The 19,881-nt window shown below is 63.3% G+C and carries 32 protein-coding genes and 1 pseudogene; all 33 read left to right on the plus strand.

The features are described 5' to 3' along the window. Window positions 1-136: pseudogene (gene tuf / locus KHP60_RS18860) on the plus strand (elongation factor Tu); the annotation flags it as partial. Window positions 137-204: 68 nt separating this feature from the next. Continuing rightward, window positions 205-513 carry a 30S ribosomal protein S10 gene (gene rpsJ, locus KHP60_RS18865; RefSeq protein WP_009764298.1) on the plus strand — a complete coding sequence of 103 codons (309 nt, stop codon included), beginning with the start codon at window positions 205-207 and terminating at the stop codon, window positions 511-513. 48 nt (window positions 514-561) lie between these two features. After that, window positions 562-1,290 carry a 50S ribosomal protein L3 gene (rplC, locus tag KHP60_RS18870; RefSeq protein WP_213565871.1) on the plus strand — a complete coding sequence of 243 codons (729 nt, stop codon included), beginning with the start codon at window positions 562-564 and terminating at the stop codon, window positions 1,288-1,290. Next, window positions 1,290-1,910, plus strand: a complete 621-nt coding sequence (gene rplD, locus KHP60_RS18875) for a 50S ribosomal protein L4 (RefSeq protein WP_213565872.1) — start codon at window positions 1,290-1,292, stop codon at window positions 1,908-1,910. The genes rplC and rplD overlap by 1 nt, the downstream gene beginning before the upstream one ends. Beyond that, a complete protein-coding gene (locus tag KHP60_RS18880; RefSeq protein ID WP_036358344.1) occupies window positions 1,907-2,203 on the plus strand; it encodes a 50S ribosomal protein L23 in 297 nt (98 codons plus the stop codon). The genes rplD and KHP60_RS18880 overlap by 4 nt, the downstream gene beginning before the upstream one ends. Window positions 2,204-2,223: 20 nt before the next feature. Beyond that, on the plus strand, window positions 2,224-3,060 hold the full coding sequence (rplB, locus tag KHP60_RS18885) for a 50S ribosomal protein L2 (RefSeq protein WP_213565873.1): 837 nt from the start codon (window positions 2,224-2,226) through the stop codon (window positions 3,058-3,060). A gap of 15 nt (window positions 3,061-3,075) precedes the next feature. Further along, window positions 3,076-3,354, plus strand: coding sequence for a 30S ribosomal protein S19 (rpsS, locus tag KHP60_RS18890; RefSeq protein WP_036352963.1), 279 nt, complete (start codon window positions 3,076-3,078; stop codon window positions 3,352-3,354). A 1-nt stretch (window position 3,355) separates the two neighbouring features. Further along, window positions 3,356-3,736 (plus strand): 50S ribosomal protein L22, encoded by a 381-nt coding sequence (gene rplV / locus KHP60_RS18895; protein WP_152712967.1) that lies wholly within the window; start codon window positions 3,356-3,358, stop codon window positions 3,734-3,736. Window positions 3,737-3,747: 11 nt separating this feature from the next. Further along, window positions 3,748-4,452: a 30S ribosomal protein S3 gene (rpsC, locus tag KHP60_RS18900; protein ID WP_036352970.1), complete on the plus strand. Its 705-nt coding sequence runs from the start codon at window positions 3,748-3,750 to the stop codon at window positions 4,450-4,452. Between the two features lie 24 nt (window positions 4,453-4,476). Beyond that, window positions 4,477-4,890 carry a 50S ribosomal protein L16 gene (gene rplP, locus KHP60_RS18905; protein WP_036352973.1) on the plus strand — a complete coding sequence of 138 codons (414 nt, stop codon included), beginning with the start codon at window positions 4,477-4,479 and terminating at the stop codon, window positions 4,888-4,890. 10 nt (window positions 4,891-4,900) lie between these two features. Further along, the gene (gene rpmC, locus KHP60_RS18910; protein ID WP_203443403.1) at window positions 4,901-5,113 is read left to right on the plus strand and encodes a 50S ribosomal protein L29; all 213 of its coding nucleotides are present in this window, start codon (window positions 4,901-4,903) and stop codon (window positions 5,111-5,113) included. An 11-nt stretch (window positions 5,114-5,124) separates the two neighbouring features. Next, a complete protein-coding gene (gene rpsQ, locus KHP60_RS18915) occupies window positions 5,125-5,364 on the plus strand; it encodes a 30S ribosomal protein S17 (RefSeq protein WP_213565874.1) in 240 nt (79 codons plus the stop codon). Between the two features lie 162 nt (window positions 5,365-5,526). Continuing rightward, complete coding sequence (rplN, locus tag KHP60_RS18920) at window positions 5,527-5,895, plus strand: 50S ribosomal protein L14 (RefSeq protein WP_009764309.1); 369 nt, start codon at window positions 5,527-5,529, stop codon at window positions 5,893-5,895. Beyond that, entirely contained in the window at window positions 5,895-6,212 is a 318-nt protein-coding gene (gene rplX, locus KHP60_RS18925; protein WP_213565875.1) for a 50S ribosomal protein L24, read from the plus strand. The genes rplN and rplX overlap by 1 nt, the downstream gene beginning before the upstream one ends. Then, window positions 6,205-6,771, plus strand: coding sequence for a 50S ribosomal protein L5 (gene rplE / locus KHP60_RS18930; protein ID WP_213565876.1), 567 nt, complete (start codon window positions 6,205-6,207; stop codon window positions 6,769-6,771). The genes rplX and rplE overlap by 8 nt, the downstream gene beginning before the upstream one ends. Before the next feature lie 39 nt (window positions 6,772-6,810). Then, window positions 6,811-7,116, plus strand: coding sequence for a 30S ribosomal protein S14 (gene rpsN, locus KHP60_RS18935; protein ID WP_036358373.1), 306 nt, complete (start codon window positions 6,811-6,813; stop codon window positions 7,114-7,116). A 15-nt stretch (window positions 7,117-7,131) separates the two neighbouring features. Further along, window positions 7,132-7,527, plus strand: coding sequence for a 30S ribosomal protein S8 (rpsH, locus tag KHP60_RS18940; protein ID WP_173945696.1), 396 nt, complete (start codon window positions 7,132-7,134; stop codon window positions 7,525-7,527). A 36-nt stretch (window positions 7,528-7,563) separates the two neighbouring features. Further along, on the plus strand, window positions 7,564-8,097 hold the full coding sequence (gene rplF, locus KHP60_RS18945; RefSeq protein WP_213565877.1) for a 50S ribosomal protein L6: 534 nt from the start codon (window positions 7,564-7,566) through the stop codon (window positions 8,095-8,097). Between the two features lie 12 nt (window positions 8,098-8,109). Then, the gene (gene rplR / locus KHP60_RS18950; RefSeq protein WP_009764315.1) at window positions 8,110-8,472 is read left to right on the plus strand and encodes a 50S ribosomal protein L18; all 363 of its coding nucleotides are present in this window, start codon (window positions 8,110-8,112) and stop codon (window positions 8,470-8,472) included. A 63-nt stretch (window positions 8,473-8,535) separates the two neighbouring features. Next, window positions 8,536-9,105, plus strand: coding sequence for a 30S ribosomal protein S5 (rpsE, locus tag KHP60_RS18955; RefSeq protein WP_099511403.1), 570 nt, complete (start codon window positions 8,536-8,538; stop codon window positions 9,103-9,105). Window positions 9,106-9,119: 14 nt separating this feature from the next. Next, the gene (gene rpmD, locus KHP60_RS18960) at window positions 9,120-9,326 is read left to right on the plus strand and encodes a 50S ribosomal protein L30 (RefSeq protein WP_213565878.1); all 207 of its coding nucleotides are present in this window, start codon (window positions 9,120-9,122) and stop codon (window positions 9,324-9,326) included. A 10-nt stretch (window positions 9,327-9,336) separates the two neighbouring features. Further along, complete coding sequence (gene rplO / locus KHP60_RS18965) at window positions 9,337-9,810, plus strand: 50S ribosomal protein L15 (RefSeq protein WP_213565879.1); 474 nt, start codon at window positions 9,337-9,339, stop codon at window positions 9,808-9,810. Between the two features lie 105 nt (window positions 9,811-9,915). Then, a complete protein-coding gene (secY, locus tag KHP60_RS18970) occupies window positions 9,916-11,253 on the plus strand; it encodes a preprotein translocase subunit SecY (RefSeq protein WP_213565880.1) in 1,338 nt (445 codons plus the stop codon). 148 nt (window positions 11,254-11,401) lie between these two features. Next, complete coding sequence (locus tag KHP60_RS18975) at window positions 11,402-11,983, plus strand: adenylate kinase (RefSeq protein WP_213565881.1); 582 nt, start codon at window positions 11,402-11,404, stop codon at window positions 11,981-11,983. Window positions 11,984-12,177: 194 nt separating this feature from the next. Next, window positions 12,178-12,546 (plus strand): 30S ribosomal protein S13, encoded by a 369-nt coding sequence (rpsM, locus tag KHP60_RS18980; RefSeq protein ID WP_036353015.1) that lies wholly within the window; start codon window positions 12,178-12,180, stop codon window positions 12,544-12,546. A 165-nt stretch (window positions 12,547-12,711) separates the two neighbouring features. Continuing rightward, on the plus strand, window positions 12,712-13,101 hold the full coding sequence (gene rpsK, locus KHP60_RS18985) for a 30S ribosomal protein S11 (protein WP_036353018.1): 390 nt from the start codon (window positions 12,712-12,714) through the stop codon (window positions 13,099-13,101). An 88-nt stretch (window positions 13,102-13,189) separates the two neighbouring features. Continuing rightward, window positions 13,190-14,212: a DNA-directed RNA polymerase subunit alpha gene (locus KHP60_RS18990; protein ID WP_213565882.1), complete on the plus strand. Its 1,023-nt coding sequence runs from the start codon at window positions 13,190-13,192 to the stop codon at window positions 14,210-14,212. A gap of 122 nt (window positions 14,213-14,334) precedes the next feature. After that, entirely contained in the window at window positions 14,335-14,757 is a 423-nt protein-coding gene (rplQ, locus tag KHP60_RS18995; RefSeq protein WP_213565883.1) for a 50S ribosomal protein L17, read from the plus strand. Between the two features lie 161 nt (window positions 14,758-14,918). Further along, entirely contained in the window at window positions 14,919-16,325 is a 1,407-nt protein-coding gene (locus KHP60_RS19000) for a Do family serine endopeptidase (RefSeq protein ID WP_213565884.1), read from the plus strand. Next, a complete protein-coding gene (locus KHP60_RS19005) occupies window positions 16,322-16,768 on the plus strand; it encodes a GNAT family N-acetyltransferase (RefSeq protein ID WP_213565885.1) in 447 nt (148 codons plus the stop codon). Before KHP60_RS19000 ends, KHP60_RS19005 begins: the two co-directional genes overlap by 4 nt. After that, window positions 16,765-18,087, plus strand: a complete 1,323-nt coding sequence (locus tag KHP60_RS19010; protein WP_213565886.1) for a replication-associated recombination protein A — start codon at window positions 16,765-16,767, stop codon at window positions 18,085-18,087. The genes KHP60_RS19005 and KHP60_RS19010 overlap by 4 nt, the downstream gene beginning before the upstream one ends. Window positions 18,088-18,090: 3 nt before the next feature. Then, window positions 18,091-18,477 (plus strand): fluoride efflux transporter CrcB, encoded by a 387-nt coding sequence (gene crcB, locus KHP60_RS19015; protein WP_213565887.1) that lies wholly within the window; start codon window positions 18,091-18,093, stop codon window positions 18,475-18,477. A 43-nt stretch (window positions 18,478-18,520) separates the two neighbouring features. After that, window positions 18,521-19,798, plus strand: a complete 1,278-nt coding sequence (locus tag KHP60_RS19020) for an RluA family pseudouridine synthase (protein WP_213565888.1) — start codon at window positions 18,521-18,523, stop codon at window positions 19,796-19,798. The last annotated feature ends 83 nt before the right edge of the window (window positions 19,799-19,881 follow it).

A 19,881-nucleotide genomic window follows, 5' to 3' on the forward strand; every position in this document is an offset into this window, starting at 1 on the left:
GGTGATGCCGGGCGACAACATCACCATGGAAGTGACGCTGATTGCGCCGATCGCCATGGAAGAGAAGCTGCGCTTCGCCATCCGCGAAGGCGGCCGCACCGTCGGCGCCGGCGTCGTCGCCGCCGTGATGGACTAAATTTTAGAGGATCAAAGGACAGCGGCCGGGTTTCGGCTCGGTCGCTTCCCTTGTTGAATGGATAAGCCATGAACGGTCAAAACATTCGTATTCGCCTTAAGGCGTTCGACCACAGGATCCTCGACGCTTCGACACGCGAAATCGTGTCGACTGCGAAGCGGACCGGCGCACAGGTTCGCGGGCCCATCCCGCTGCCGACGCGCATCGAGCGCTTTACGGTGCTTCGCTCGCCGCACATCGACAAGAAGTCGCGCGAGCAGTTCGAGATGCGCACTCACAAGCGTGTTCTCGATATCGTGGACCCCACCCCGCAGACGGTTGACGCTCTGATGAAGCTCGATCTCGCTGCTGGTGTGGACGTGGAAATCAAGCTCTAAGCCCGCCGGGCTCGGAGCTTTCGGTAGACACGCCGAGAGGATACGCACATGCGCTCAGGCGTCATTGCACAGAAAGTCGGGATGACCCGCATCTTCACGGATGCCGGCGAACATATCCCGGTCACGGTTCTGAAGGTCGACAGCTGCCAGGTCGTCGCCCACCGGACCATGGAGAAGAACGGCTACACCGCGCTGCAGGTCGGCGTCGGCAAGGCCAAGGTGAAGAACGTTTCGAAGGCCGAGCGTGGGCGGTTCGCCGTTGCGCAGGTCGAGCCGAAGCGCAAGCTCGCGGAATTCCGCGTCTCCGAGGATGCTGTCATCCCGGTCGGCGCCGAGATCACCGCTGATCACTTCATTGCCGGTCAGTTCGTGGATGTCACGGGCATCACGACCGGTAAGGGCTTCGCCGGCGGCATGAAGCGCTGGAACTTCGGCGGACTGCGCGCCACGCACGGCGTGTCGGTCTCCCACCGGTCGATCGGTTCGACCGGTGGCCGCCAGGATCCGGGCAAGACGTTCAAGAACAAGAAGATGCCGGGTCACCTGGGTGTCGAGCGCGTCACCACGCAGAACCTGCGTGTCGTGTCCACCGACGTCGAGCGCGGTCTGATCCTCGTCGAAGGCGCCGTTCCCGGCGTGGCCGGCGGCTGGATCTTCGTCCGCGACGCGGTGAAGCGCAAGCTGCCTGCAGAAGTGCCGATGCCCGGCTCCTTCCGCACGGCCAACGATTCTGCTCCGGCCGCCCAGGCTGAGCAGGCCCAAGAGGAGAATGCGTGATGAAACTTGATGTCACCACGCTCGAGGGCAACACCGCTGGTTCGGTCGACCTGAACGAGGCCATCTTCGGTCTCGAGCCGCGCGCCGACCTGCTTGCCCGTTGCGTCCGCTGGCAGCTCGCGAAGCGCCAGGCCGGCACGCACGCCGTCAAGAATCGTTCGGACATCGACCGGACGACGAAGAAGGTCTACAAGCAGAAGGGCACCGGCAGCGCCCGTCACGGCGCCGCGAGCGCTCCCCAGTTCCGGGGCGGCGGTCGAGCCTTCGGACCGCAGGTCCGCAGCCACGCTCACGACCTGCCCAAGAAGGTTCGCGCTCTTGCCCTGAGGCACGCGCTCTCGTCCAAGGCCAAGGATGCCTCGCTCGTCGTAATCGACGACGCGAAGCTCTCCGAGCCCAAGACGAAGGCTCTCGTCGAGCGCTTCGGCAAGCTCGGCCTCGGCAACGCCCTGATCATCGGCGGCGCCGAGATCGAGACGAACTTCCAGCGGGCTGCTCGCAACATCCCGAACATCGACGTCCTGCCGGTGCAGGGCATCAACGTCTATGACATCCTGCGTCGCGAGAAGCTCGTTCTCACGAAGTCGGCTGTCGATGCGCTGGAGGCGCGCTTCAAATGAGCCTGGACCCGCGCCATTACGATGTGATCGTAAGCCCGGTCATCACCGAGAAGGCCACGACCCTGTCCGAACAGAACAAGGTCGTCTTCAAGGTGCGGCTGGATGCGACGAAGCCGCAGATCAAAGAAGCGGTTGAGAAGCTGTTCGATGTCAAGGTGAAGAGCGTCAACACGCTCGTCACCAAGGGCAAAGTGAAGATGTTCCGCGGCACCCGCGGCCAGCGGTCGGACGTGAAGAAGGCGGTTGTAACCCTCGCTGAGGGCCAGACCATCGACGTCACGACGGGCCTCTGATCGGTTGAGAGAGTGATCCGATGGCTTTGAAAACATTCAAACCAATCACCCCCGGCCTGCGCCAGCTGGTGATCGTCGACCGCAGCGAGCTCTACAAGGGCAAGCCGGTCAAGAAGCTGACGGAGGGCAAGAGCTCCTCCGGCGGCCGTAACAATCTGGGTCGCGTGACCGTCCGCTTCCGTGGCGGTGGTCACAAGCGCACCCTGCGCCTGGTCGACTTCAAGCGTCGCGGCCGTATGGGCGATGTGGCGACCGTGGAGCGGATCGAGTACGATCCGAACCGCACCGCCTTCATCGCTCTGATCCGCTACGCCGACGGCGAGCAGTCCTACATCCTGGCCCCGCAGCGCATGGCTGTCGGCGACCAGGTGGCGGCTGGCGAGCAAGTCGACATCAAGCCGGGCAACGCGATGCCGGTCGGCAACATGCCGGTGGGAACGATCATCCACAACGTCGAGCTGAAGATCGGCAAGGGCGGCGCTCTCGCCCGCTCCGCCGGTACCTACGCTCAGATCGTTGGTCGTGACCAGGGCTACGTGACGATCCGCCTGAACTCCGGCGAGCAGCGCTTGGTCCATGGCCTGTGCTTCGCCAGCGTCGGTGCGGTGTCGAACCCGGACCACATGAACACCTCGATCGGTAAGGCTGGTCGTAACCGCTGGCTCGGCAAGCGTCCGCATAACCGCGGCGTTGCCATGAACCCAATCGACCACCCGCACGGTGGTGGTGAGGGCCGTACCTCCGGTGGTCGCCATCCGGTGTCCCCGTGGGGCGTACCGACCAAGGGCAAGAAAACCCGTTCGAACAAGCGGACCGACAAGTTCATCGTGTCGAGCCGTCACGCTCGGAAGAAGTAAGGATAGAGGCACGTCATGGCACGTTCGCTTTGGAAGGGTCCGTTCGTCGACGGCTACCTCCTCAAGAAGGCCGAGGCTGCCCGTTCCTCGGGCCGCAACGAGGTTATCAAGATCTGGAGCCGCCGCTCCACGATCCTCCCGCAGTTCGTGGGCCTCACTTTCGGGGTCTACAACGGTCAGAAGCACATTCCCGTCAACGTGAGCGAGGAAATGGTGGGTCACAAGTTCGGCGAGTTCTCGCCGACCCGCACTTTCCACGGCCACGCGGCGGACAAGAAGGCGAAGAGGAAGTAAGATGGGTAAGGCCGCGACTCCTCGCGCACTGAGCGACACAGAGGCTCAAGCCGTCGCTCGCATGCTGCGCGTCAGCCCCCAGAAGCTCAATCTTGTTGCGGCCCTTATCCGCGGCAAGAAGGTTTCTGCGGCTCTCGCCGATCTCGAGTTCTCCCGCAAGCGCATCGCTCGCGACGTGAAGAAATGCCTCGAGAGCGCCATTGCCAACGCCGAGAACAACCACAATCTCGATGTGGACGATCTCGTCGTCAGCCAGGCTTTCGTCGGCAAGGCGCTCGTCATGAAGCGCTTCCACGCCCGGGCCCGTGGCCGGGGTGCTCGTATCATGAAGCCGTTCTCGAACCTCACCATTGTGGTTCGGGAAGTTGCCGAACAGGCATAAAGGAGAACCAGATGGGTCAGAAAGTTAACCCGATCGGTCTTCGGCTCGGCATCAACCGGACCTGGGACTCGCGCTGGTTCGCCGGCAAGGGCGAGTACGCCAAGCTGATGCACGAGGACATGGCGATCCGCGAAGCTCTCATGAAGCAGCTGAAGCAGGCCGCCGTCTCGAAGATCGTCATCGAGCGTCCGCACAAGAAGTGCCGCGTCACCATTCACTCGGGTCGTCCGGGCGTGGTGATCGGCAAGAAGGGTGCCGACATCGAGAAGCTGCGCAAGCTCGTCGCCAAGATGACGGACGCGGACGTGGCGATCAACATCGTCGAAGTCCGCAAGCCGGAAGTCGACGCGACGCTGGTGGCCGATTCGATCGCTCAGCAGCTCGAGCGCCGTGTCGCTTTCCGCCGCGCCATGAAGCGCGCCGTTCAGTCGGCGATGCGTCTGGGCGCCGAGGGCATCCGCATCAACTGCTCGGGCCGTCTGGGTGGCGCCGAAATCGCCCGCCTCGAATGGTACCGCGAAGGTCGCGTTCCGCTGCACACCCTGCGTGCGGATGTGGATTACGGCACGTCCACGGCCTTCACGACCTATGGCACCTGCGGCATCAAGGTCTGGATCTTCAAGGGCGAAATCCTTGAGCACGATCCGATGGCCCAGGACAAGCGGATGAACGACGAAGGAGGCCGCTCCGGTGGCCGCCGCGAGCAGGCGGCGTAACCGAGAGGTCAGGAGAGGTTTGCCATGTTGCAACCGAAGAAAACCAAGTTCCGTAAGCAATTCAAGGGCCGCATCTCCGGCACCGCGAAGGGCGGCACGGACCTCAACTTCGGCCAGTTTGGCCTGAAGGCGATGGAACCCGAGCGCGTCAACGCTCGTCAGATCGAAGCGGCTCGCCGCGCCATCACCCGCGCCATGAAGCGCGCGGGCCGGGTGTGGATCCGCATCTTCCCGGACGTGCCGGTGTCGTCGAAGCCGACCGAAGTGCGTATGGGTAAGGGTAAGGGCGCTCCCGAATTCTGGGCGGCCAAGGTGAAGCCTGGCCGTATCATGTTCGAGATCGACGGCGTGCCGGAGGACATCGCTCGCGAGGCTCTGCGCCTCGGCGCTGCGAAGCTCCCGATCAAGACGCGCTTCATCCAGCGCATTGCCGAGTAAGGAGGGGATCATGAAGTCTAAGCAGAGAGCCTCTGACCTCAACGCGATGTCGAAGGACCAGCTGTCGGATGAGCTGCTGAACCTGAAGAAGGAGCAGTTCAACCTCCGCTTCCAGCGCGCGACCGGCCAACTCGAGAACACCGGACGCGTCCGTGAGGTCCGCAGGGACATCGCCCGCGTCAAGACGCTGCAGCGCCAGAAGTCGGCCGCGGCGAAGGCTTAAAGGGGATCAAGATGCCGAAGCGCGTTTTGCAGGGCGTCGTTGTCAGCGACAAGCAGGACAAGACGGTCGTTGTGAAGGTGGAACGCCGTTTCACGCACCCGGTCATGAAGAAGACCGTGCGTAAGACGAAGAACTACCATGCTCATGACGAAAACAACACAGCCAAGGTGGGCGACACGGTCTTCATCGAAGAGACCAGGCCGCTCTCCAAACTCAAGACCTGGGTGCTCGTCGACCAAGCGAAAGCTTAAAAGCTTTCCCTAGGGGTTGTCTAACGGGGGCGGTTCGTGTATACGGCCGCCTCTCTCGACATTTGAAGGGCAGGGGACATTAGATCCCCGTCAGGCGTAGTCCGGGGGGCAATCCTGCCTTGGCCCGGAAACCTGTCTGAAACAAAGGAAAGGATCAAAGCCATGATCCAGATGCAGACGAATCTTGACGTCGCCGATAATTCCGGCGCCCGTCGCGTGATGTGCATCAAGGTTCTCGGCGGTTCGAAGCGTAAGTACGCTTCCGTGGGCGATATCATCGTCGTATCCGTGAAAGAGGCTATTCCGCGCGGTCGCGTGAAGAAGGGCGATGTCATGAAGGCAGTCGTCGTTCGCACCGCGAAGGACATCCGCCGCGCTGACGGCTCGGTCATCCGTTTCGACCGCAATGCCGCCGTTCTGATCAACAATCAGAAAGAGCCGGTCGGCACCCGTATCTTCGGCCCCGTTCCGCGTGAACTGCGTGCCAAGAACCACATGAAGATCATTTCGCTTGCGCCGGAGGTGCTCTAATGGCCGCTAAGATCAAGAAGGGCGACAAGGTCGTCGTTCTGACCGGTCGCGACAAGGGCAAGACTGGTGAAGTCGTGCAGGTGCTCCCGAAGGAAGAGCGCGCGGTCGTCCGTGGCGTGAACCTCGTGAAGCGCCACCAGCGCCAGACGGCGAACTCAGAGGGCGGCATCATCTCGAAAGAGGCGGCCATCCATCTGTCGAACCTGGCCTACGCAGACCCGAAGGACGGCAAGCCGACCCGGGTTGGTTTCAAAATTCTCGAAGACGGCCGCAAGGTCCGTTTCGCCAAGCGCTCGGGGGACCTGATCGATGGCTAAGGCTCAGGTGGACGGCTACACGCCGCGGCTGAAGAAGCACTACGAGGAAGTGGTGCGTCCGAAGCTCATTGAAGAATTCGGCTACAAGAACCCCATGGAAGTGCCGACGATCGACAAGATCGTCCTGAACATGGGCGTTGGCGAATCAACCGCCGACTCGAAGAAGGCTACGGTCGCGGCTGCCGATCTCGCACTAATCGCCGGCCAGAAGCCGGTGATCACGAAGGCCCGCAAGGCTATCTCGCAGTTCAAGGTCCGCGAGAACATGCCGATCGGCGCCAAGGTTACGCTGCGCAAGGTTCGTATGTACGAATTCCTTGACCGTCTCGTGACCATCGCTCTCCCGCGCGTCCGCGACTTCCGGGGCCTGAACCCCAAGTCGTTCGACGGCCGCGGCAACTACGCAATGGGTATCAAGGAGCACCTGGTGTTCCCTGAGATCAATTACGACAGGGTCGAGCAGGTTTGGGGTATGGACGTCATCATCGCCACCACGGCGAAGACCGACGAAGAAGCCCGGGCCCTGCTGCGTCACTTCAACTTCCCGTTCCGGCAGTGAGGATAGCTGTCCTCAAACGCGGACACTGGAGATAAAAGCATGGCTAAGAAAAGCGCTATTGAGAAGAACAAGCATCGTCGTGAGCTGGTGAAGAAGTTCGCCGGCCGCCGCGAGCGCCTCCTGGCGGTCGCCAACGACGAGTCGAAGTCCATGGAGGAGCGCTTCGAGGCGCGCCTCAAGCTGGCTGAGCTGCCGCGCAACGCGAGCAAGACCCGCATCCGCAACCGCTGCGAGATCACGGGCCGCCCGCGTGCTTACTACCGCAAGCTCGGCATGTCGCGCATCGCTCTGCGCGAGCTCGGCAACAAAGGCCTGATCCCGGGCCTCGTGAAGTCCAGCTGGTAAGGGGGAGGGCATCATATGATCAACGATCCGTTGGGCGATATGCTCACCCGTATCCGTAACGCGCAGATGCGCCGTCGCGGGTCCGTTTCCACCCCTGGCTCGAAGCTCCGCGCTCGCGTCCTCGAGGTTCTCAAGTCCGAGGGCTACATCCGCGACTACTCGCAGACCGAATTCGGCAACGGCCGGACCGAGTTCTCGATCGAGCTGAAGTATTATGACGGTCAGCCGGTGATCCGCTCCATCGAGCGTGTCTCCAAGCCCGGCCGCCGCGTGTATGCTTCCGTCGACACCATGCCCCGCGTGGCTGACGGCCTCGGCATCACCATTCTCTCGACGCCCCAGGGCGTGATGGCCGATCATGAGGCCCGTGAGAAGAACGTGGGCGGCGAAGTGCTCTGCAAGGTCTTCTAAGGCCAGGCACCCGCACAGAACCACGGAGATTCGAAAATGTCCCGAGTAGGCAAGAAACCCGTTCCGGTTCCGTCAGGTGTGACGGCTACCGTTGACGGTCAGATGGTTAAGGTTAAGGGCACGAAGGGCGAGCTCTCGTTCCTCGTTCCCGAAGAAGTGTCGGTTGCTCTTGAAGACGGCGCCGTGTCGGTGAACCCGCGCGACGAGTCCAAGATGGCCCGTGCGAAGTGGGGCATGTCCCGCGCCCAGGTGGCGAACCTGGTCGAGGGCGTGTCCAAGGGCTTCGAGAAGCGCCTCGAAATCAACGGCGTCGGCTACAAGGCCGCCGTTGCCGGCAAGGTGCTGAAGCTGTCGCTGGGCTACAGCCACGACATCGACTACGCGATCCCGGCCGGCGTGACGATCACGACGCCGAGGCCGACCGAAGTCGTCGTTGTCGGCATCGACAAGCAGGTCGTTGGTCAGACCGCCGCCGAGATCCGCGAATATCGCGGTCCGGAGCCCTACAAGGGCAAGGGCGTGAAGTACTCCGACGAGTTCATCTTCCGCAAGGAAGGCAAGAAGAAGTAAGGACGACGTAACATGGCTGAGAAGAAAGGCGCCGAAGATCGCCGCAAGGCTCGTGTGCGCCGTGCGATCAAGAAGGCAGCGAATGGCCGTCCGCGTTTGTCGGTCTTCCGTTCGTCCAAGCAGATCTACGCCCAGGTCATCGATGACGTGCGCGGCCACACGGTCGCGTCGGCTTCGACCCTCGAGGCTGACCTCAAGGGCAAGCTCAAGACCGGCGCCACTGTCGATGCGGCGAAGGAAGTGGGCAAGCTCGTAGCCGAGCGCGCGGTTCAGGCCGGCGTGAAGCAGGTCATCTTCGACCGCTCGGGCTACCTCTATCACGGCCGCGTCAAGGCTCTGGCCGACGCTGCCCGTGAAGGCGGTCTGGATTTCTAACGGCGGGTGTAATCCAACAACCCTTAGCGAGCGGGCCCGCCGCCCGCGCAAGTGAGAGGTCTCATGGCTAGAGAACCAAGAGAACGTGCTGATCGCGAAGAGCGCGACAGCGAATTCGTGGACCGCCTGGTCCACATCAACCGCGTCGCGAAAGTCGTGAAGGGTGGCCGTCGCTTCGGCTTCGCCGCTCTCGTGGTCGTCGGCGACCAGAAGGGCCGCGTCGGCTTCGGCCACGGCAAGGCCCGTGAGGTGCCCGAGGCGATCCGCAAGGCAACGGACGCGGCCAAGCGCTCCATGATCCGCGTCGCTCTCCGCGAGGGCCGCACGCTTCACCACGATGTGAACGGCCGCCACGGCGCCGGCAAGGTCGTGCTGCGTGCCGCTCCCCAGGGTACCGGCATCATCGCCGGCGGCCCCATGCGCGCCGTCTTCGAAGTGGTGGGCATGCAGGACGTGGTCGCCAAGTCGCTCGGCTCGTCGAACCCGTACAACCTCGTCCGCGCGACTTTCGACGCGCTCAAGAATGAGGACAGCCCGCGTTCGGTCGCCGCTCGCCGCGGCCTGAAGGTCTCGACCCTACAGGCTCGCCGCCGCGACGCAGACACCAGCGAAGCCGCTGGCGCTGAAGCGTAAGGGAGGCTTTGACAATGGCAAAGAATCCAGCCGCTTCCGGCAGCACCATCACCGTTGAGCAGATCGGGTCGCCGATCCGCCGCGAGGCCAAGCAGCGCCAGACGCTGATCGGCCTCAAGCTCAACAAGCTTCACCGCACCTCGACCTTGGAAGACACGCCGGCAATTCGCGGCATGATCGAAAAGGTCAAGCACCTCGTGCGCGTTGTCGACGGGCAGTGAGGAGAGCGTCATGAAACTCAACGAAATTCGTGACAACGAAGGTTCCACCAAGAACCGCATGCGCGTGGGCCGTGGTATCGGCTCCGGCAAGGGCAAGACCGGTGGTCGCGGCGTCAAGGGTCAGAAGTCCCGTACCGGCGTGTCGATCAAGGGCTTCGAAGGCGGTCAGATGCCTCTGCATCGTCGTCTGCCCAAGCGCGGCTTCAACAAGCCGAACGCGATCGAGCTGAACGAGGTCAATGTCGGCCGCATTCAGCAGGCCATCGAGGCCGGCAAGCTCGACACGGGCGCTGCCGTCACGATCGAGACGCTGGTCGCTGCCGGTGTGGTCTCCAAGCCGCGCGACGGCGTGAAGATCCTCGGCGTCGGCGAGCTCAAGACGAAGCTTTCCTTCCAGGTCCATGGCGCGTCGAAGTCGGCCGTCGAAGCGATCGAGAAGGCTGGTGGCTCGGTCACCCTCCTGGGTGCCGTTGCGCAGGCGTGAGCCCGCGCCCACATTGACTAAGATCCAAGCGGCGGCCCGCGTCTGATCGCGTGGCCGCCGTTTGCGTGATGATCGTCACGTATCAGGTATTTCGGGGACACCACTATGGCCTCAGCAGCCGAGCAACTTGCGGCAAACATCAATTTCGGCGCCATCGCCAAGGCCGATGAGCTGAAAAAGCGCATCTGGTTCACCTTGGGCGCTCTCATCGTCTACCGCCTCGGCACCTACATTCCGTTGCCCGGCATCGATCCGGAGGCCCTCCGGCAGAGCTTCCAGGGCGCCAGCGGCGGTGTGCTCGGCCTCTTCAACATGTTCTCGGGCGGCGCCGTGGAGCGCATGGCGATCTTCGCCCTGAACATCATGCCGTACATCTCGGCCTCGATCATCGTCCAGCTCCTCACCTCCGTTCTGCCCTCCCTCGAGGCGCTCAAGAAGGAAGGCGAGGCGGGCCGCAAGATCCTGAACCAGTATACCCGCTACCTCACGGTGTTCCTGGCCGTGTTCCAGTCCTGGGGCATCGCGGTCGGTCTGCAGAGCTCCGGTACCATCGTCCAGGCGCCAGGACCGTTCTTCCTCATCTCGACGGTCATCACGCTCACGGGCGGAACCATGTTCCTCATGTGGCTCGGCGAGCAGATCACGTCGCGCGGGATCGGCAACGGCACTTCGCTGATCATCTTCGCCGGCATCGTGGCCAATCTCCCGTCGGCCATCGCCGGAACCCTCGAGCTCGGCCGTCAGGGCGCGATCTCCACGGGCCTGATCATCGGCGTGATCGTCATGGCGATTGCCATCATCTACTTCGTGGTGTTCATGGAGCGCGCGCAGCGCCGTCTTTTGATCAATTATCCAAAGCGCCAGGTCGGCAACCGGATGTATGAGGGCCAGACCTCGTTCCTGCCGCTCAAGCTGAACACTTCCGGGGTGATTCCTCCGATCTTCGCATCCTCGCTGCTGCTGCTGCCGGCCACCATCGCCAGCTTCCAGACCACGACGGACGGCACCGGCATCATCTCCATGCTTACGACCTATCTGGGCCACGGGCGTCCGGCCTACATGTTCATGTACGCGGCGCTGATCGTGTTCTTCGCCTTCTTCTACACGGCCATCGTGTTCAATCCGACGGAGACGGCGGACAACCTGAAGAAGCAGGGCGGTTTCATCCCGGGTATCCGTCCCGGTGAGCGCACGGCCGACTTCATCGATCAGGTTCTGACCCGCATCACCGTTCTGGGCGCGGTTTACCTGGTGATCATCTGCCTGATCCCCGAACTGCTGGTCTCTTATGCGGCTTTGCCATTCTACTTTGGCGGCACTTCGCTTCTGATCGTGGTGTCTGTTACCATGGACACGGTCGCGCAGGTGCATGGCCATCTCTTGGCTCACCAGTATGAGGGCCTCGTCAAAAAGGCGAAGCTCAAGGGAGCACGCAGACGCTGAAGTATTTTTCCGCGCAACAGGTCCGGTTCGCGGCAGACTTCGCGGGGCAAAACGGAAAAAGAGAACTGGCTCCCGCGAGGGGGCAGCTCTAAAGATTGAATCATCTCGCCAGAAGGCGGGTAAACTCGACGAAGTCAGGGGGACGTCGATGAGGATCATCCTGCTGGGGCCGCCGGGGGCCGGAAAAGGCACTCAGGCTGTGCGTCTGGTCGAAAGGCTGGGGATTCCGCAGCTTTCGACCGGCGACATGCTCCGCGCAGCCGTGGCTGCCGGCACGCCGATCGGTCTCAAGGCCAAGGCTGTCATGGACCGGGGCGACCTGGTATCCGATGACATCGTCGTCGGGATCATCGCCGACCGAATCGAGGAGCAGGACGCCAAGAGCGGCTTTATCCTCGACGGCTTCCCGCGGACCGTGGCCCAGGCCGAGGCCTTCGATGCCATGCTGGCGGCCAAGGGCATCAAGCTGGATGCGGTCATCGAGTTCAAGGTGAACGAGGCCGAGCTGGTTGACCGTATCGTTAAGCGGGCTCAGGAAACCGAAGCCCGCGGTGAGCCGGTCCGCAAGGACGACAATCCCGACGTGTTCAAGACCCGGCTCGAGGCCTATCGAAAACAAACGGCCCCGCTTTCGGCCTATTACGAGAGCAAGGGCATGTTGAAGACGGTCGATGGCATGAAGCCCATCGATGATGTGACTGAGGCGGTCAGGGGAATCCTGGGTCGCTGAAGGGCAGGGGACTTGACGGACGGGTTAATTTCCGTTAGGGGCAAGCTCTTGCACAAGAACCTGCATATCCAGAGGGCTTCATGAGAGGCCGCTCTGGATTGTTGTGTTTCGCATAAGCCCGCGCAGGGGCCGGCCTCCACCGGACGCGCGATAACCAAAACCCGAAGCATTTGCTTCCTACATGGAGATGGACGATGGCCCGTATTGCAGGCGTCAATATCCCGACCGCCAAGCGCGTAGTGATTGCGCTTCAGTATATCCACGGCATTGGCCCCAAGAAGGCCCAGGAGATCGTCGAGAAGGTCAACATCCCGGCCGAGCGCCGCGTGAACCAGCTGACCGACGCCGAGGTTCTGGCCATCCGCGAGACGATCGACCGCGACTACATCGTGGAAGGCGATCTGCGCCGCGAAGTGTCCATGAACATCAAGCGCCTGATGGATCTCGCCGCTTACCGTGGCCTGCGCCATCGCCGCAGCCTGCCCGTCCGCGGCCAGCGCACCCACACGAACGCTCGCACCCGCAAGGGCAAGTCCAAGCCGATCGCCGGCAAGAAGAAGTGATCGTAGGGCGGTCTGCCGCCCAAGATCATCCCCGGGCCTGACCCGGGAAGCTTGTGCCGAGTCCGGCGCCAGAATTCGAACACCATGGCCGGGGCAAGTCCGGCCATGACAAAGTTGAAACTCCCGAGCGCCTGGAACGACGGGCGCGCTTGAAGGATCTTTGGAATGGCTAAAGAAGCTACCCGCGTCCGCCGCCGCGAACGCAAGAACATCGTTTCCGGCGTGGCGCATGTGAACGCCTCGTTCAACAACACCATGATCACCATCACCGATGCCCAGGGCAACACGATCTCCTGGTCCTCGGCTGGCGCCATGGGTTTCAAGGGTTCGCGTAAGTCGACCCCGTATGCGGCGCAGATCGCCGCTGAAGATGCGGCCCGCAAGGCTTCGGAGCACGGAATGCGCACCCTCGAGGTCGAGGTGTCGGGTCCCGGCTCCGGCCGTGAGTCTGCTCTGCGTGCCCTTCAGTCGGCCGGCTTCACTGTCACTTCGATCCGTGACGTGACGCCGATCCCGCACAATGGCTGCCGCCCGCGCAAGCGTCGCCGCGTCTAAGGTTATCCGGCGCGTGGGTCTCCACCCACGCGCGTTCCGGTTTAAAGGGCTGGTCCAAAACCTCCCTTCAAGCCGTACCTCATGAGGTGTGGTTGTGATCCAAAAGAATTGGCAAGAGCTGATTAAGCCGAACAAGCTTGAAGTTGCCCCCGGCGATGATCCGAAGCGTATTGCGACGGTCGTTGCGGAGCCGCTCGAGCGTGGCTTCGGCACGACGCTCGGCAACTCGCTGCGCCGGGTCCTCCTGTCGTCGCTCCAGGGCGCGGCAGTGACGGCGGTCCATATCGACGGCGTGCTGCACGAGTTCTCGTCCATCCCGGGCGTCCGCGAGGACGTGACCGACATCGTCCTCAACGTGAAGACGATCGCCATCAAGATGCAGAGCGAGGGCGCGAAGCGCATGACGCTCCGCAAGACCGGCCCGGGCGCCGTCACCGCTGGCGACATCAACACGGTCGGCGACGTGCAGATCCTGAACCCCGAGCTCGTGCTCTGCACCCTCGACGAGGGCGCCGAGATCCGCATGGAGTTCACGGTCGATACCGGCAAGGGTTACGTTCCCGCCGAGCGCAACCGCACCGAGGACGCCCCGATCGGCCTGATCCCGGTCGATTCGCTCTACAGCCCGGTGAAGAAGGTCTCCTATCGCATCGAGAACACCCGCGAGGGTCAGATTCTCGACTACGACAAGCTGATCATGACGGTCGAGACCAACGGTGCCGTGACGCCTGAGGATGCCGTGGCCTATGCCGCCCGCATCCTGCAGGACCAGCTCCAGGTCTTCGTCAACTTCGAAGAGCCGCGTAAGGAAGAGGCTGCCGCTGCCGCGCCGCAGCTGCCGTTCAACCCGGCGCTCCTCAAGAAGGTGGACGAGCTCGAGCTGTCGGTCCGTTCGGCCAACTGCCTGAAGAACGACAACATCGTCTATATCGGTGACCTCATCCAGAAGTCCGAGGCGGAAATGCTCCGCACCCCGAACTTCGGCCGCAAGTCGCTCAACGAGATCAAGGAAGTTCTCGCCGGCATGGGCCTGCACCTCGGCATGGACGTGCCGGGCTGGCCGCCGGAGAACATCGAAGACCTCGCGAAGCGCTTCGAAGAGCACTACTGAGTTTGTTGAAGCCGCCTTTCATTCGGAAGTCGGCTTCAAACCTGCCCCCCCCCGCCAACAGGGGATCATAAGAGAGACGGCCGTACCTTGGCACGGCGGCCGTAAAATCAAGGAGAAAGCCAATGCGTCACGGATTCAGTGGTCGTCGCTTCAACCGCACGACAGAACACCGCAAGGCCATGTTCGCCAATATGGCGGCTGCGCTGATCAAGCACGAGCAGATCGTCACGACCCTGCCGAAGGCGAAGGACCTGCGTCCGGTCGTCGAGAAGCTGATCACCCTCGGCAAGCGCGGTGACCTGCATGCCCGCCGCCAGGCCATGTCCAAACTGCGCGACGAGACGATGGTCAAGAAGCTCTTCGACGTGCTGGGCAAGCGCTACCAGGACCGCAACGGCGGCTATACCCGCGTCCTCAAGGCCGGCTTCCGTTATGGCGACAACGCCCCGCTGGCCGTGATCGAGTTCGTCGACCGTGATGTCGATGCGCGCGGCCGGGATTCGGGCCCGACCATGAAGGACGAGCTCGTCGAGGCAGCCGAGTAAGCTCTCGGCTCCGAGGCTCTCGGCTCTAAGGGTTTCATCCAGGGCGGTCTTCGGGCCGCCCTTTTTGTTTGAAACGGTCGGCGGACCTAACGCTGCGGAACTTGGTATTTCGGGTTCTGCGTTTTATCGAAAGACGTCGCTGAACAAAGGATTCGCCGATTATGCGCTTTTCGCCGTTTCGCCTGTCATTGGCCGCTGCCCTGTTGGCTCTCGGAGCGGCGGGAGCACAGGCTCAGACCCAGCGCGTCGTCCCGGACAGCAAGGCGCAGGTCCAGCTCTCCTTCGCGCCTGTCGTGCGCCAGACAGCGGGATCCGTCGTCAACGTCTATGCCACTCGCTCGGAGCGCCGGCAGAACGCCGCCATGGAAGAGTATTTCCGGCGCTTCTTCGGCGACAATGCCCCGGGGGTGCCCCGCGGGCGGTCCCAGAGCTCCCTCGGCTCCGGCGTCATCGTCGATCCCTCCGGCCTCGTGATCACGAACAACCACGTGATCGAGAACATGAACGAGGTGAAGGTTGCCCTCGCCGACCGACGCGAATTCGCCGCTGACATCCTGCTGCGCGACCCACGCACAGACATCGCGGTGCTGAAGCTGAAGGACGCTTCCAACCTCCAGGCGGTCGAACTCGGCGATTCCGAGTCCCTGCAGGTCGGCGACCTCGTGCTTGCCATCGGCAATCCCTTCGGCGTCGGCCAGACGGTCACGCAGGGCATCGTTTCGGCCCTGGCCCGCACCCAGGTCGGAATCTCCGACTACCAGTTCTTCATCCAGACCGATGCGGCCATCAATCCGGGCAATTCGGGCGGTGCCCTCATCGACATGAACGGCCGCGTGGTCGGCATCAACACGGCGATCTACTCCCGGTCCGGAGGCAGCATCGGCATCGGCTTCGCCGTTCCCTCGAGCATGGTCAGGGTGGTGCTGAACTCGGCCCGGGGCGGTGCGAAGAATGTGGTCCGGCCTTGGCTGGGCGCGCGCCTTCAGCCGGTAGACGGCGACATCGCCAGCGGCCTTGGCCTGGAGCGCCCGACGGGCGTTCTGGTGACGGCGGTCTACGACAAGGGACCGGCGGCGGAGGCCGGCCTCAAGCGGGGCGATGCGATCCTGTCGGTCGACGGGCAGCCGGTCGATAACCCGGATTCCTTCGGCTATCGCTTTACACTGAAGGGGACGCAGGGACAGGCTCCTCTCACCGTGCTTCGGGGCGGCAAGCAGACGACCATTCAGGTCAAGCTGATGCCCCCGCCGGAGAACCCGCCGCGGGATCCGGTCCGCGGCCGGACCCGGACGCCGTTCGCCGGTGCGACGCTGGTGAACATGTCGCCCGCGGTCGCCGACGAGCTGCAGATCGATATCGCGGATGACGGGGTGGTCGTCGCGGACCTGGACGAGCGCAGCGTCGCCGCCAGCGTGGGCTTCGAGAAAGGCGATCAGATTGTCGCCATCAACGGCGAGCGTCTGGCGTCCACGAAAGACGCGGAGCGCGTCATCGACCGGAACCGCGGCTATTGGGAGATCACCGTCAGCCGGGGTGGAAGGGTCTTCACCACGGTGCTCGGTCGGTGAGCGCCTGGAGCATTTCGAACGAGCTGTCGCCGAGGGATATCGAGACCGCCCATCGCTGGATTTCAGCAGAGAGCTACTGGGCAAAGGGCCTCCCACGGGACATCTTCGAGCGCTCCGTCCGGCACTCTCTGTGTTTCTGCCTGCACGATGCCGCCGGGGATCTGCGCGGCTTCGCCCGGGTCGTCACCGACCGGGCCACCTTTGCTTACCTGTGCGATGTCTTCGTCTGCCCGTCCGTGAGGGGGCAAGGGGCCGGAAAAGGCCTGGTCCAGGCGGCCATGGAGCATCCGGACCTTCAGCTCCTCCGGCGCTGGATGCTGGTGACGCGGGATGCCCACAGGCTTTATGAACCGTTCGGCTTCAAAGCCCCTGAAAATCCTGAGAGACTGATGGTTCGGCTGGACCCTGATGTCTATGCGCGCTTGAGTTCCAGAGATCCATGAGCGACCTGTTTTCATCTGCCGGCCTCGACCAGAACGCGCCCCGCCCACTGGCTGACAGGATGCGGCCCACTCAACTGTCCGAAGTTGTCGGCCAGGACCACCTCGTCGGGACGGACGGCATCCTGACCCGGCTCATCGCGTCCAAGACCTTAGGGTCTCTGATCTTCTGGGGTCCGCCCGGCACCGGCAAGACCACCGTCGCGCGTCTGCTCGCGCACGAGACGGATCTTCACTTCGAGCAGATCTCGGCAATCTTCTCAGGCGTGGCGGATCTCAAGAAGGTCTTCGAGGCGGCTCGCCATCGCCGCTCGATCGGCAAGGGCACGCTGCTCTTCGTCGACGAGATCCATCGCTTCAATCGCGCCCAGCTCGACGCCTTCCTGCCGGTCATGGAAGACGGCACCATCACTCTGGTAGGCGCTACCACGGAAAATCCGTCCTTCGAATTGAATGCCGCGCTTCTCTCACGTGCCCGCGTGCTGCTCTTCAAGTCACTTGACGAGTCGGCCATTGGGCAGATCCTGGCTCGCGCCGAGGAGATCACTGGGAAAAGCCTGCCGCTCGAAGAGGAGGCGAGGGCGTCCCTCGTGCGCATGGCGGATGGCGACGGACGAGCGGTCCTGACGCTCGCCGAAGAGGTCTGGCGCTCGGCCAAGCCCGACGAGGTTTTCGATGCGGAGCAGTTGCAGGAGATCATCCAGCGGCGCGCGCCCATCTATGACAAGGGGCAGGAGGGCCATTACAACCTCATCTCCGCCCTGCATAAAACCATCCGCGGGTCCGATCCGGATGCGGCGCTCTATTACCTGACCCGCATGTTGGACGCGGGCGAAGACCGGCTCTTCATCGCCCGCCGGCTGGTGCGGGCGGCAGTGGAGGATATCGGCATGGCCGATCCGCAGGCGCTCGTCATCGCCAATGCGGCCAAGGACGCCTTCGACTTCCTCGGCTCGCCGGAGGGGGAACTCGCCCTTGCTCAGGCCGCCGTCTATCTCGCCACCGCGCCCAAATCGAATGCGCTCTACACCGCCTACAAGGCCGCCACGCGAGTGGCGAAGGAGCACGGCTCCCTGATGCCGCCGAAGACGATCCTGAACGCACCGACCAAGCTCATGAAGCAGATCGGCTACGGCGAGAGCTATGCTTACGACCATGACGAGCCCGATGCCTTCTCGGGCCAGGATTACTGGCCCGAGAAGCTGGGTCGGCAGGAGTTCTACGAGCCGGTGGACCGCGGGTTCGAGCGAGAGATCAGGAAGCGGCTGGATTGGTGGGAGAGGCTGCGGCGTGATCGGCGTGGCGAGGACGAGCAGGGATAATCCATGAAGTCCTATCTCCTGGTCTTCCTCGGCGCCGGGATCGGCGGTGCTCTCCGCCATGGGGTGAATGTCGGCTGCGCCCGCATGTGCGGAACGGCCTTTCCGTGGGGAACGCCCACGGTGAATGTGGTGGGCTCGTTGATCATGGGAGCCATTGCCGGATGGCTTGCCTCCAAGGCGGGCGAGGCGTGGAGCCAGTCCCTGCGGCTCTTCCTCACCACCGGGATCCTCGGCGGGTTCACGACCTTCTCGGCCTTTTCCCTCGATGCGGTGCTGATCTGGGAGCGGGGGCAGGGCGGGCTTGCCGCAACCTATGTGGCTGCTTCGGTCCTTCTCTCCATTGCCGGATTGGTCGCCGGGCTCTGCCTTGCCCGGGCGATCACGGCTTAAACCTCGATTGCCGCCTGCGCGGCGCTCTGGTACCCACTGTCTCATGAGAAAAAGCGGTTCAGGACAGAATGGTGCCCGTGGCGGGCGCTCGGGTGCCCGGCAGGGTTTTCGCACGCGCGAGGACAAGCCGGCACGCAAGGCTCCTTCGGCCAAGGCTCCTTCGGCCAAGCAGGGCGACTTGAAATCGGCTGCGGGCAAGACGCGCGCGGCATCGGCTTTGCGCGAGACGCCGGCGGCGCGGCCGAAGCAGGCAAAGCCTGCGGCTGCGGAGGCTCCGCGCCAGCCGACGCGGGCGCAGGCCAAGGCGGCAGCCCAGGAGGTCCTGGCAACGGGAGTGCAGACCCTTGTGGTCGAGCCCGACGAAGCCGACATGCGCGTCGACCGTTTCCTCGTCGCTCGTTTCCCGCAGCTCGCCTTCACGCACATTCAGCGTATCGTCCGTAAAGGCGAGCTGCGCATCGACGGCAAGCGGGCGCAGCCGAACGACCGGCTGGTTGCGGGCCAGAAGGTCCGCATTCCGCCCTTGAAGCTCGATCAGCCGAGGCCCGTTTCCCGCAGTTCTGCCAAGGACCAGGACGATCGCGACTTCCTGAAATCAATCACCCTTTATGAGGACAAGGACGTTCTCATCATCAACAAGCCCATGGGCCTCGCCGTTCAGGGCGGATCGGGCACCAAGCGGCATGTGGACGGACTGCTCGAGGCGCTCAAGGACGACGAGGGGCAGAAGCCGCGCCTCGTGCACCGCCTCGACAAGGACACGGCCGGCTGCCTCGTCATCGCCAAGACGCGGTTTGCCGCGTCCACCATGGCAAAATCCTTCCGCGCGCGCACCACGCGCAAGATCTATTGGGCGCTCGTCGCCGGCGTGCCGCGTGTCCGGCAGGGCCGTGTCTCGACCTATCTCGCCAAGGAAGGCGACGAAGGCGATTCCCGCATGCGCGTGGCCCAGCACGGCGACGAGGGCGCCAGCCATGCGCTGACCTATTACGCGGTGGTCGATACGGCCGCACAGAAGCTTGCCTGGCTGTCGCTGAAGCCCGTCACCGGACGCACGCACCAGCTGCGCGCCCACACGGCTCATATCGGCCACCCCATCGTCGGCGATCCGAAATATTTCGACATCGAAAACTGGGAACTGCCCGGCGGCATTCAGAACAAGCTGCATCTCCTGGCGCGCCGCATCGTCATCGCCCATCCGAGGACGGGAAAGCCCGTCGACGTGACCGCGCCACTGCCGCCTCACATGCAGCAGAGCTTCAACCTCCTCGGGCTCGATACGAGCCGCTACGATCCCATTGTCGAAGCGCCTGAAGAGTAGCGTTTCTACCTCCTTCGATCCTTCGCCCTGTCGCACTTTCGCCGCGCATGGCGAGCAGCATCGGATGGATCTCAGAAGTGATG

This window comes from Microvirga sp. 3-52 (assembly GCF_018383585.1).
In the GTDB taxonomy this organism is placed as follows: Bacteria; Pseudomonadota; Alphaproteobacteria; order Rhizobiales; family Beijerinckiaceae; genus Microvirga.

Excerpts from the sequence above, each read along its gene's own strand:
- rpsJ (WP_009764298.1), top strand. The coding sequence starts at position 205 with ATGAACGGTCAAAACATTCGTATTCGCCTTAAGGCGTTCGACCACAGG.
- rplC (WP_213565871.1), top strand. The coding sequence starts at position 562 with ATGCGCTCAGGCGTCATTGCACAGAAAGTCGGGATGACCCGCATCTTC.
- rplD (WP_213565872.1), top strand. The coding sequence starts at position 1,290 with ATGAAACTTGATGTCACCACGCTCGAGGGCAACACCGCTGGTTCGGTC.
- KHP60_RS18880 (WP_036358344.1), top strand. The coding sequence starts at position 1,907 with ATGAGCCTGGACCCGCGCCATTACGATGTGATCGTAAGCCCGGTCATC.
- rplB (WP_213565873.1), top strand. The coding sequence starts at position 2,224 with ATGGCTTTGAAAACATTCAAACCAATCACCCCCGGCCTGCGCCAGCTG.
- rpsS (WP_036352963.1), top strand. The coding sequence starts at position 3,076 with ATGGCACGTTCGCTTTGGAAGGGTCCGTTCGTCGACGGCTACCTCCTC.
- rplV (WP_152712967.1), top strand. The coding sequence starts at position 3,356 with ATGGGTAAGGCCGCGACTCCTCGCGCACTGAGCGACACAGAGGCTCAA.
- rpsC (WP_036352970.1), top strand. The coding sequence starts at position 3,748 with ATGGGTCAGAAAGTTAACCCGATCGGTCTTCGGCTCGGCATCAACCGG.
- rplP (WP_036352973.1), top strand. The coding sequence starts at position 4,477 with ATGTTGCAACCGAAGAAAACCAAGTTCCGTAAGCAATTCAAGGGCCGC.
- rpmC (WP_203443403.1), top strand. The coding sequence starts at position 4,901 with ATGAAGTCTAAGCAGAGAGCCTCTGACCTCAACGCGATGTCGAAGGAC.
- rpsQ (WP_213565874.1), top strand. The coding sequence starts at position 5,125 with ATGCCGAAGCGCGTTTTGCAGGGCGTCGTTGTCAGCGACAAGCAGGAC.
- rplN (WP_009764309.1), top strand. The coding sequence starts at position 5,527 with ATGATCCAGATGCAGACGAATCTTGACGTCGCCGATAATTCCGGCGCC.
- rplX (WP_213565875.1), top strand. The coding sequence starts at position 5,895 with ATGGCCGCTAAGATCAAGAAGGGCGACAAGGTCGTCGTTCTGACCGGT.
- rplE (WP_213565876.1), top strand. The coding sequence starts at position 6,205 with ATGGCTAAGGCTCAGGTGGACGGCTACACGCCGCGGCTGAAGAAGCAC.
- rpsN (WP_036358373.1), top strand. The coding sequence starts at position 6,811 with ATGGCTAAGAAAAGCGCTATTGAGAAGAACAAGCATCGTCGTGAGCTG.
- rpsH (WP_173945696.1), top strand. The coding sequence starts at position 7,132 with ATGATCAACGATCCGTTGGGCGATATGCTCACCCGTATCCGTAACGCG.
- rplF (WP_213565877.1), top strand. The coding sequence starts at position 7,564 with ATGTCCCGAGTAGGCAAGAAACCCGTTCCGGTTCCGTCAGGTGTGACG.
- rplR (WP_009764315.1), top strand. The coding sequence starts at position 8,110 with ATGGCTGAGAAGAAAGGCGCCGAAGATCGCCGCAAGGCTCGTGTGCGC.
- rpsE (WP_099511403.1), top strand. The coding sequence starts at position 8,536 with ATGGCTAGAGAACCAAGAGAACGTGCTGATCGCGAAGAGCGCGACAGC.
- rpmD (WP_213565878.1), top strand. The coding sequence starts at position 9,120 with ATGGCAAAGAATCCAGCCGCTTCCGGCAGCACCATCACCGTTGAGCAG.
- rplO (WP_213565879.1), top strand. The coding sequence starts at position 9,337 with ATGAAACTCAACGAAATTCGTGACAACGAAGGTTCCACCAAGAACCGC.
- secY (WP_213565880.1), top strand. The coding sequence starts at position 9,916 with ATGGCCTCAGCAGCCGAGCAACTTGCGGCAAACATCAATTTCGGCGCC.
- KHP60_RS18975 (WP_213565881.1), top strand. The coding sequence starts at position 11,402 with ATGAGGATCATCCTGCTGGGGCCGCCGGGGGCCGGAAAAGGCACTCAG.
- rpsM (WP_036353015.1), top strand. The coding sequence starts at position 12,178 with ATGGCCCGTATTGCAGGCGTCAATATCCCGACCGCCAAGCGCGTAGTG.
- rpsK (WP_036353018.1), top strand. The coding sequence starts at position 12,712 with ATGGCTAAAGAAGCTACCCGCGTCCGCCGCCGCGAACGCAAGAACATC.
- rplQ (WP_213565883.1), top strand. The coding sequence starts at position 14,335 with ATGCGTCACGGATTCAGTGGTCGTCGCTTCAACCGCACGACAGAACAC.
- KHP60_RS19000 (WP_213565884.1), top strand. The coding sequence starts at position 14,919 with ATGCGCTTTTCGCCGTTTCGCCTGTCATTGGCCGCTGCCCTGTTGGCT.
- KHP60_RS19010 (WP_213565886.1), top strand. The coding sequence starts at position 16,765 with ATGAGCGACCTGTTTTCATCTGCCGGCCTCGACCAGAACGCGCCCCGC.
- crcB (WP_213565887.1), top strand. The coding sequence starts at position 18,091 with ATGAAGTCCTATCTCCTGGTCTTCCTCGGCGCCGGGATCGGCGGTGCT.
- KHP60_RS19020 (WP_213565888.1), top strand. The coding sequence starts at position 18,521 with ATGAGAAAAAGCGGTTCAGGACAGAATGGTGCCCGTGGCGGGCGCTCG.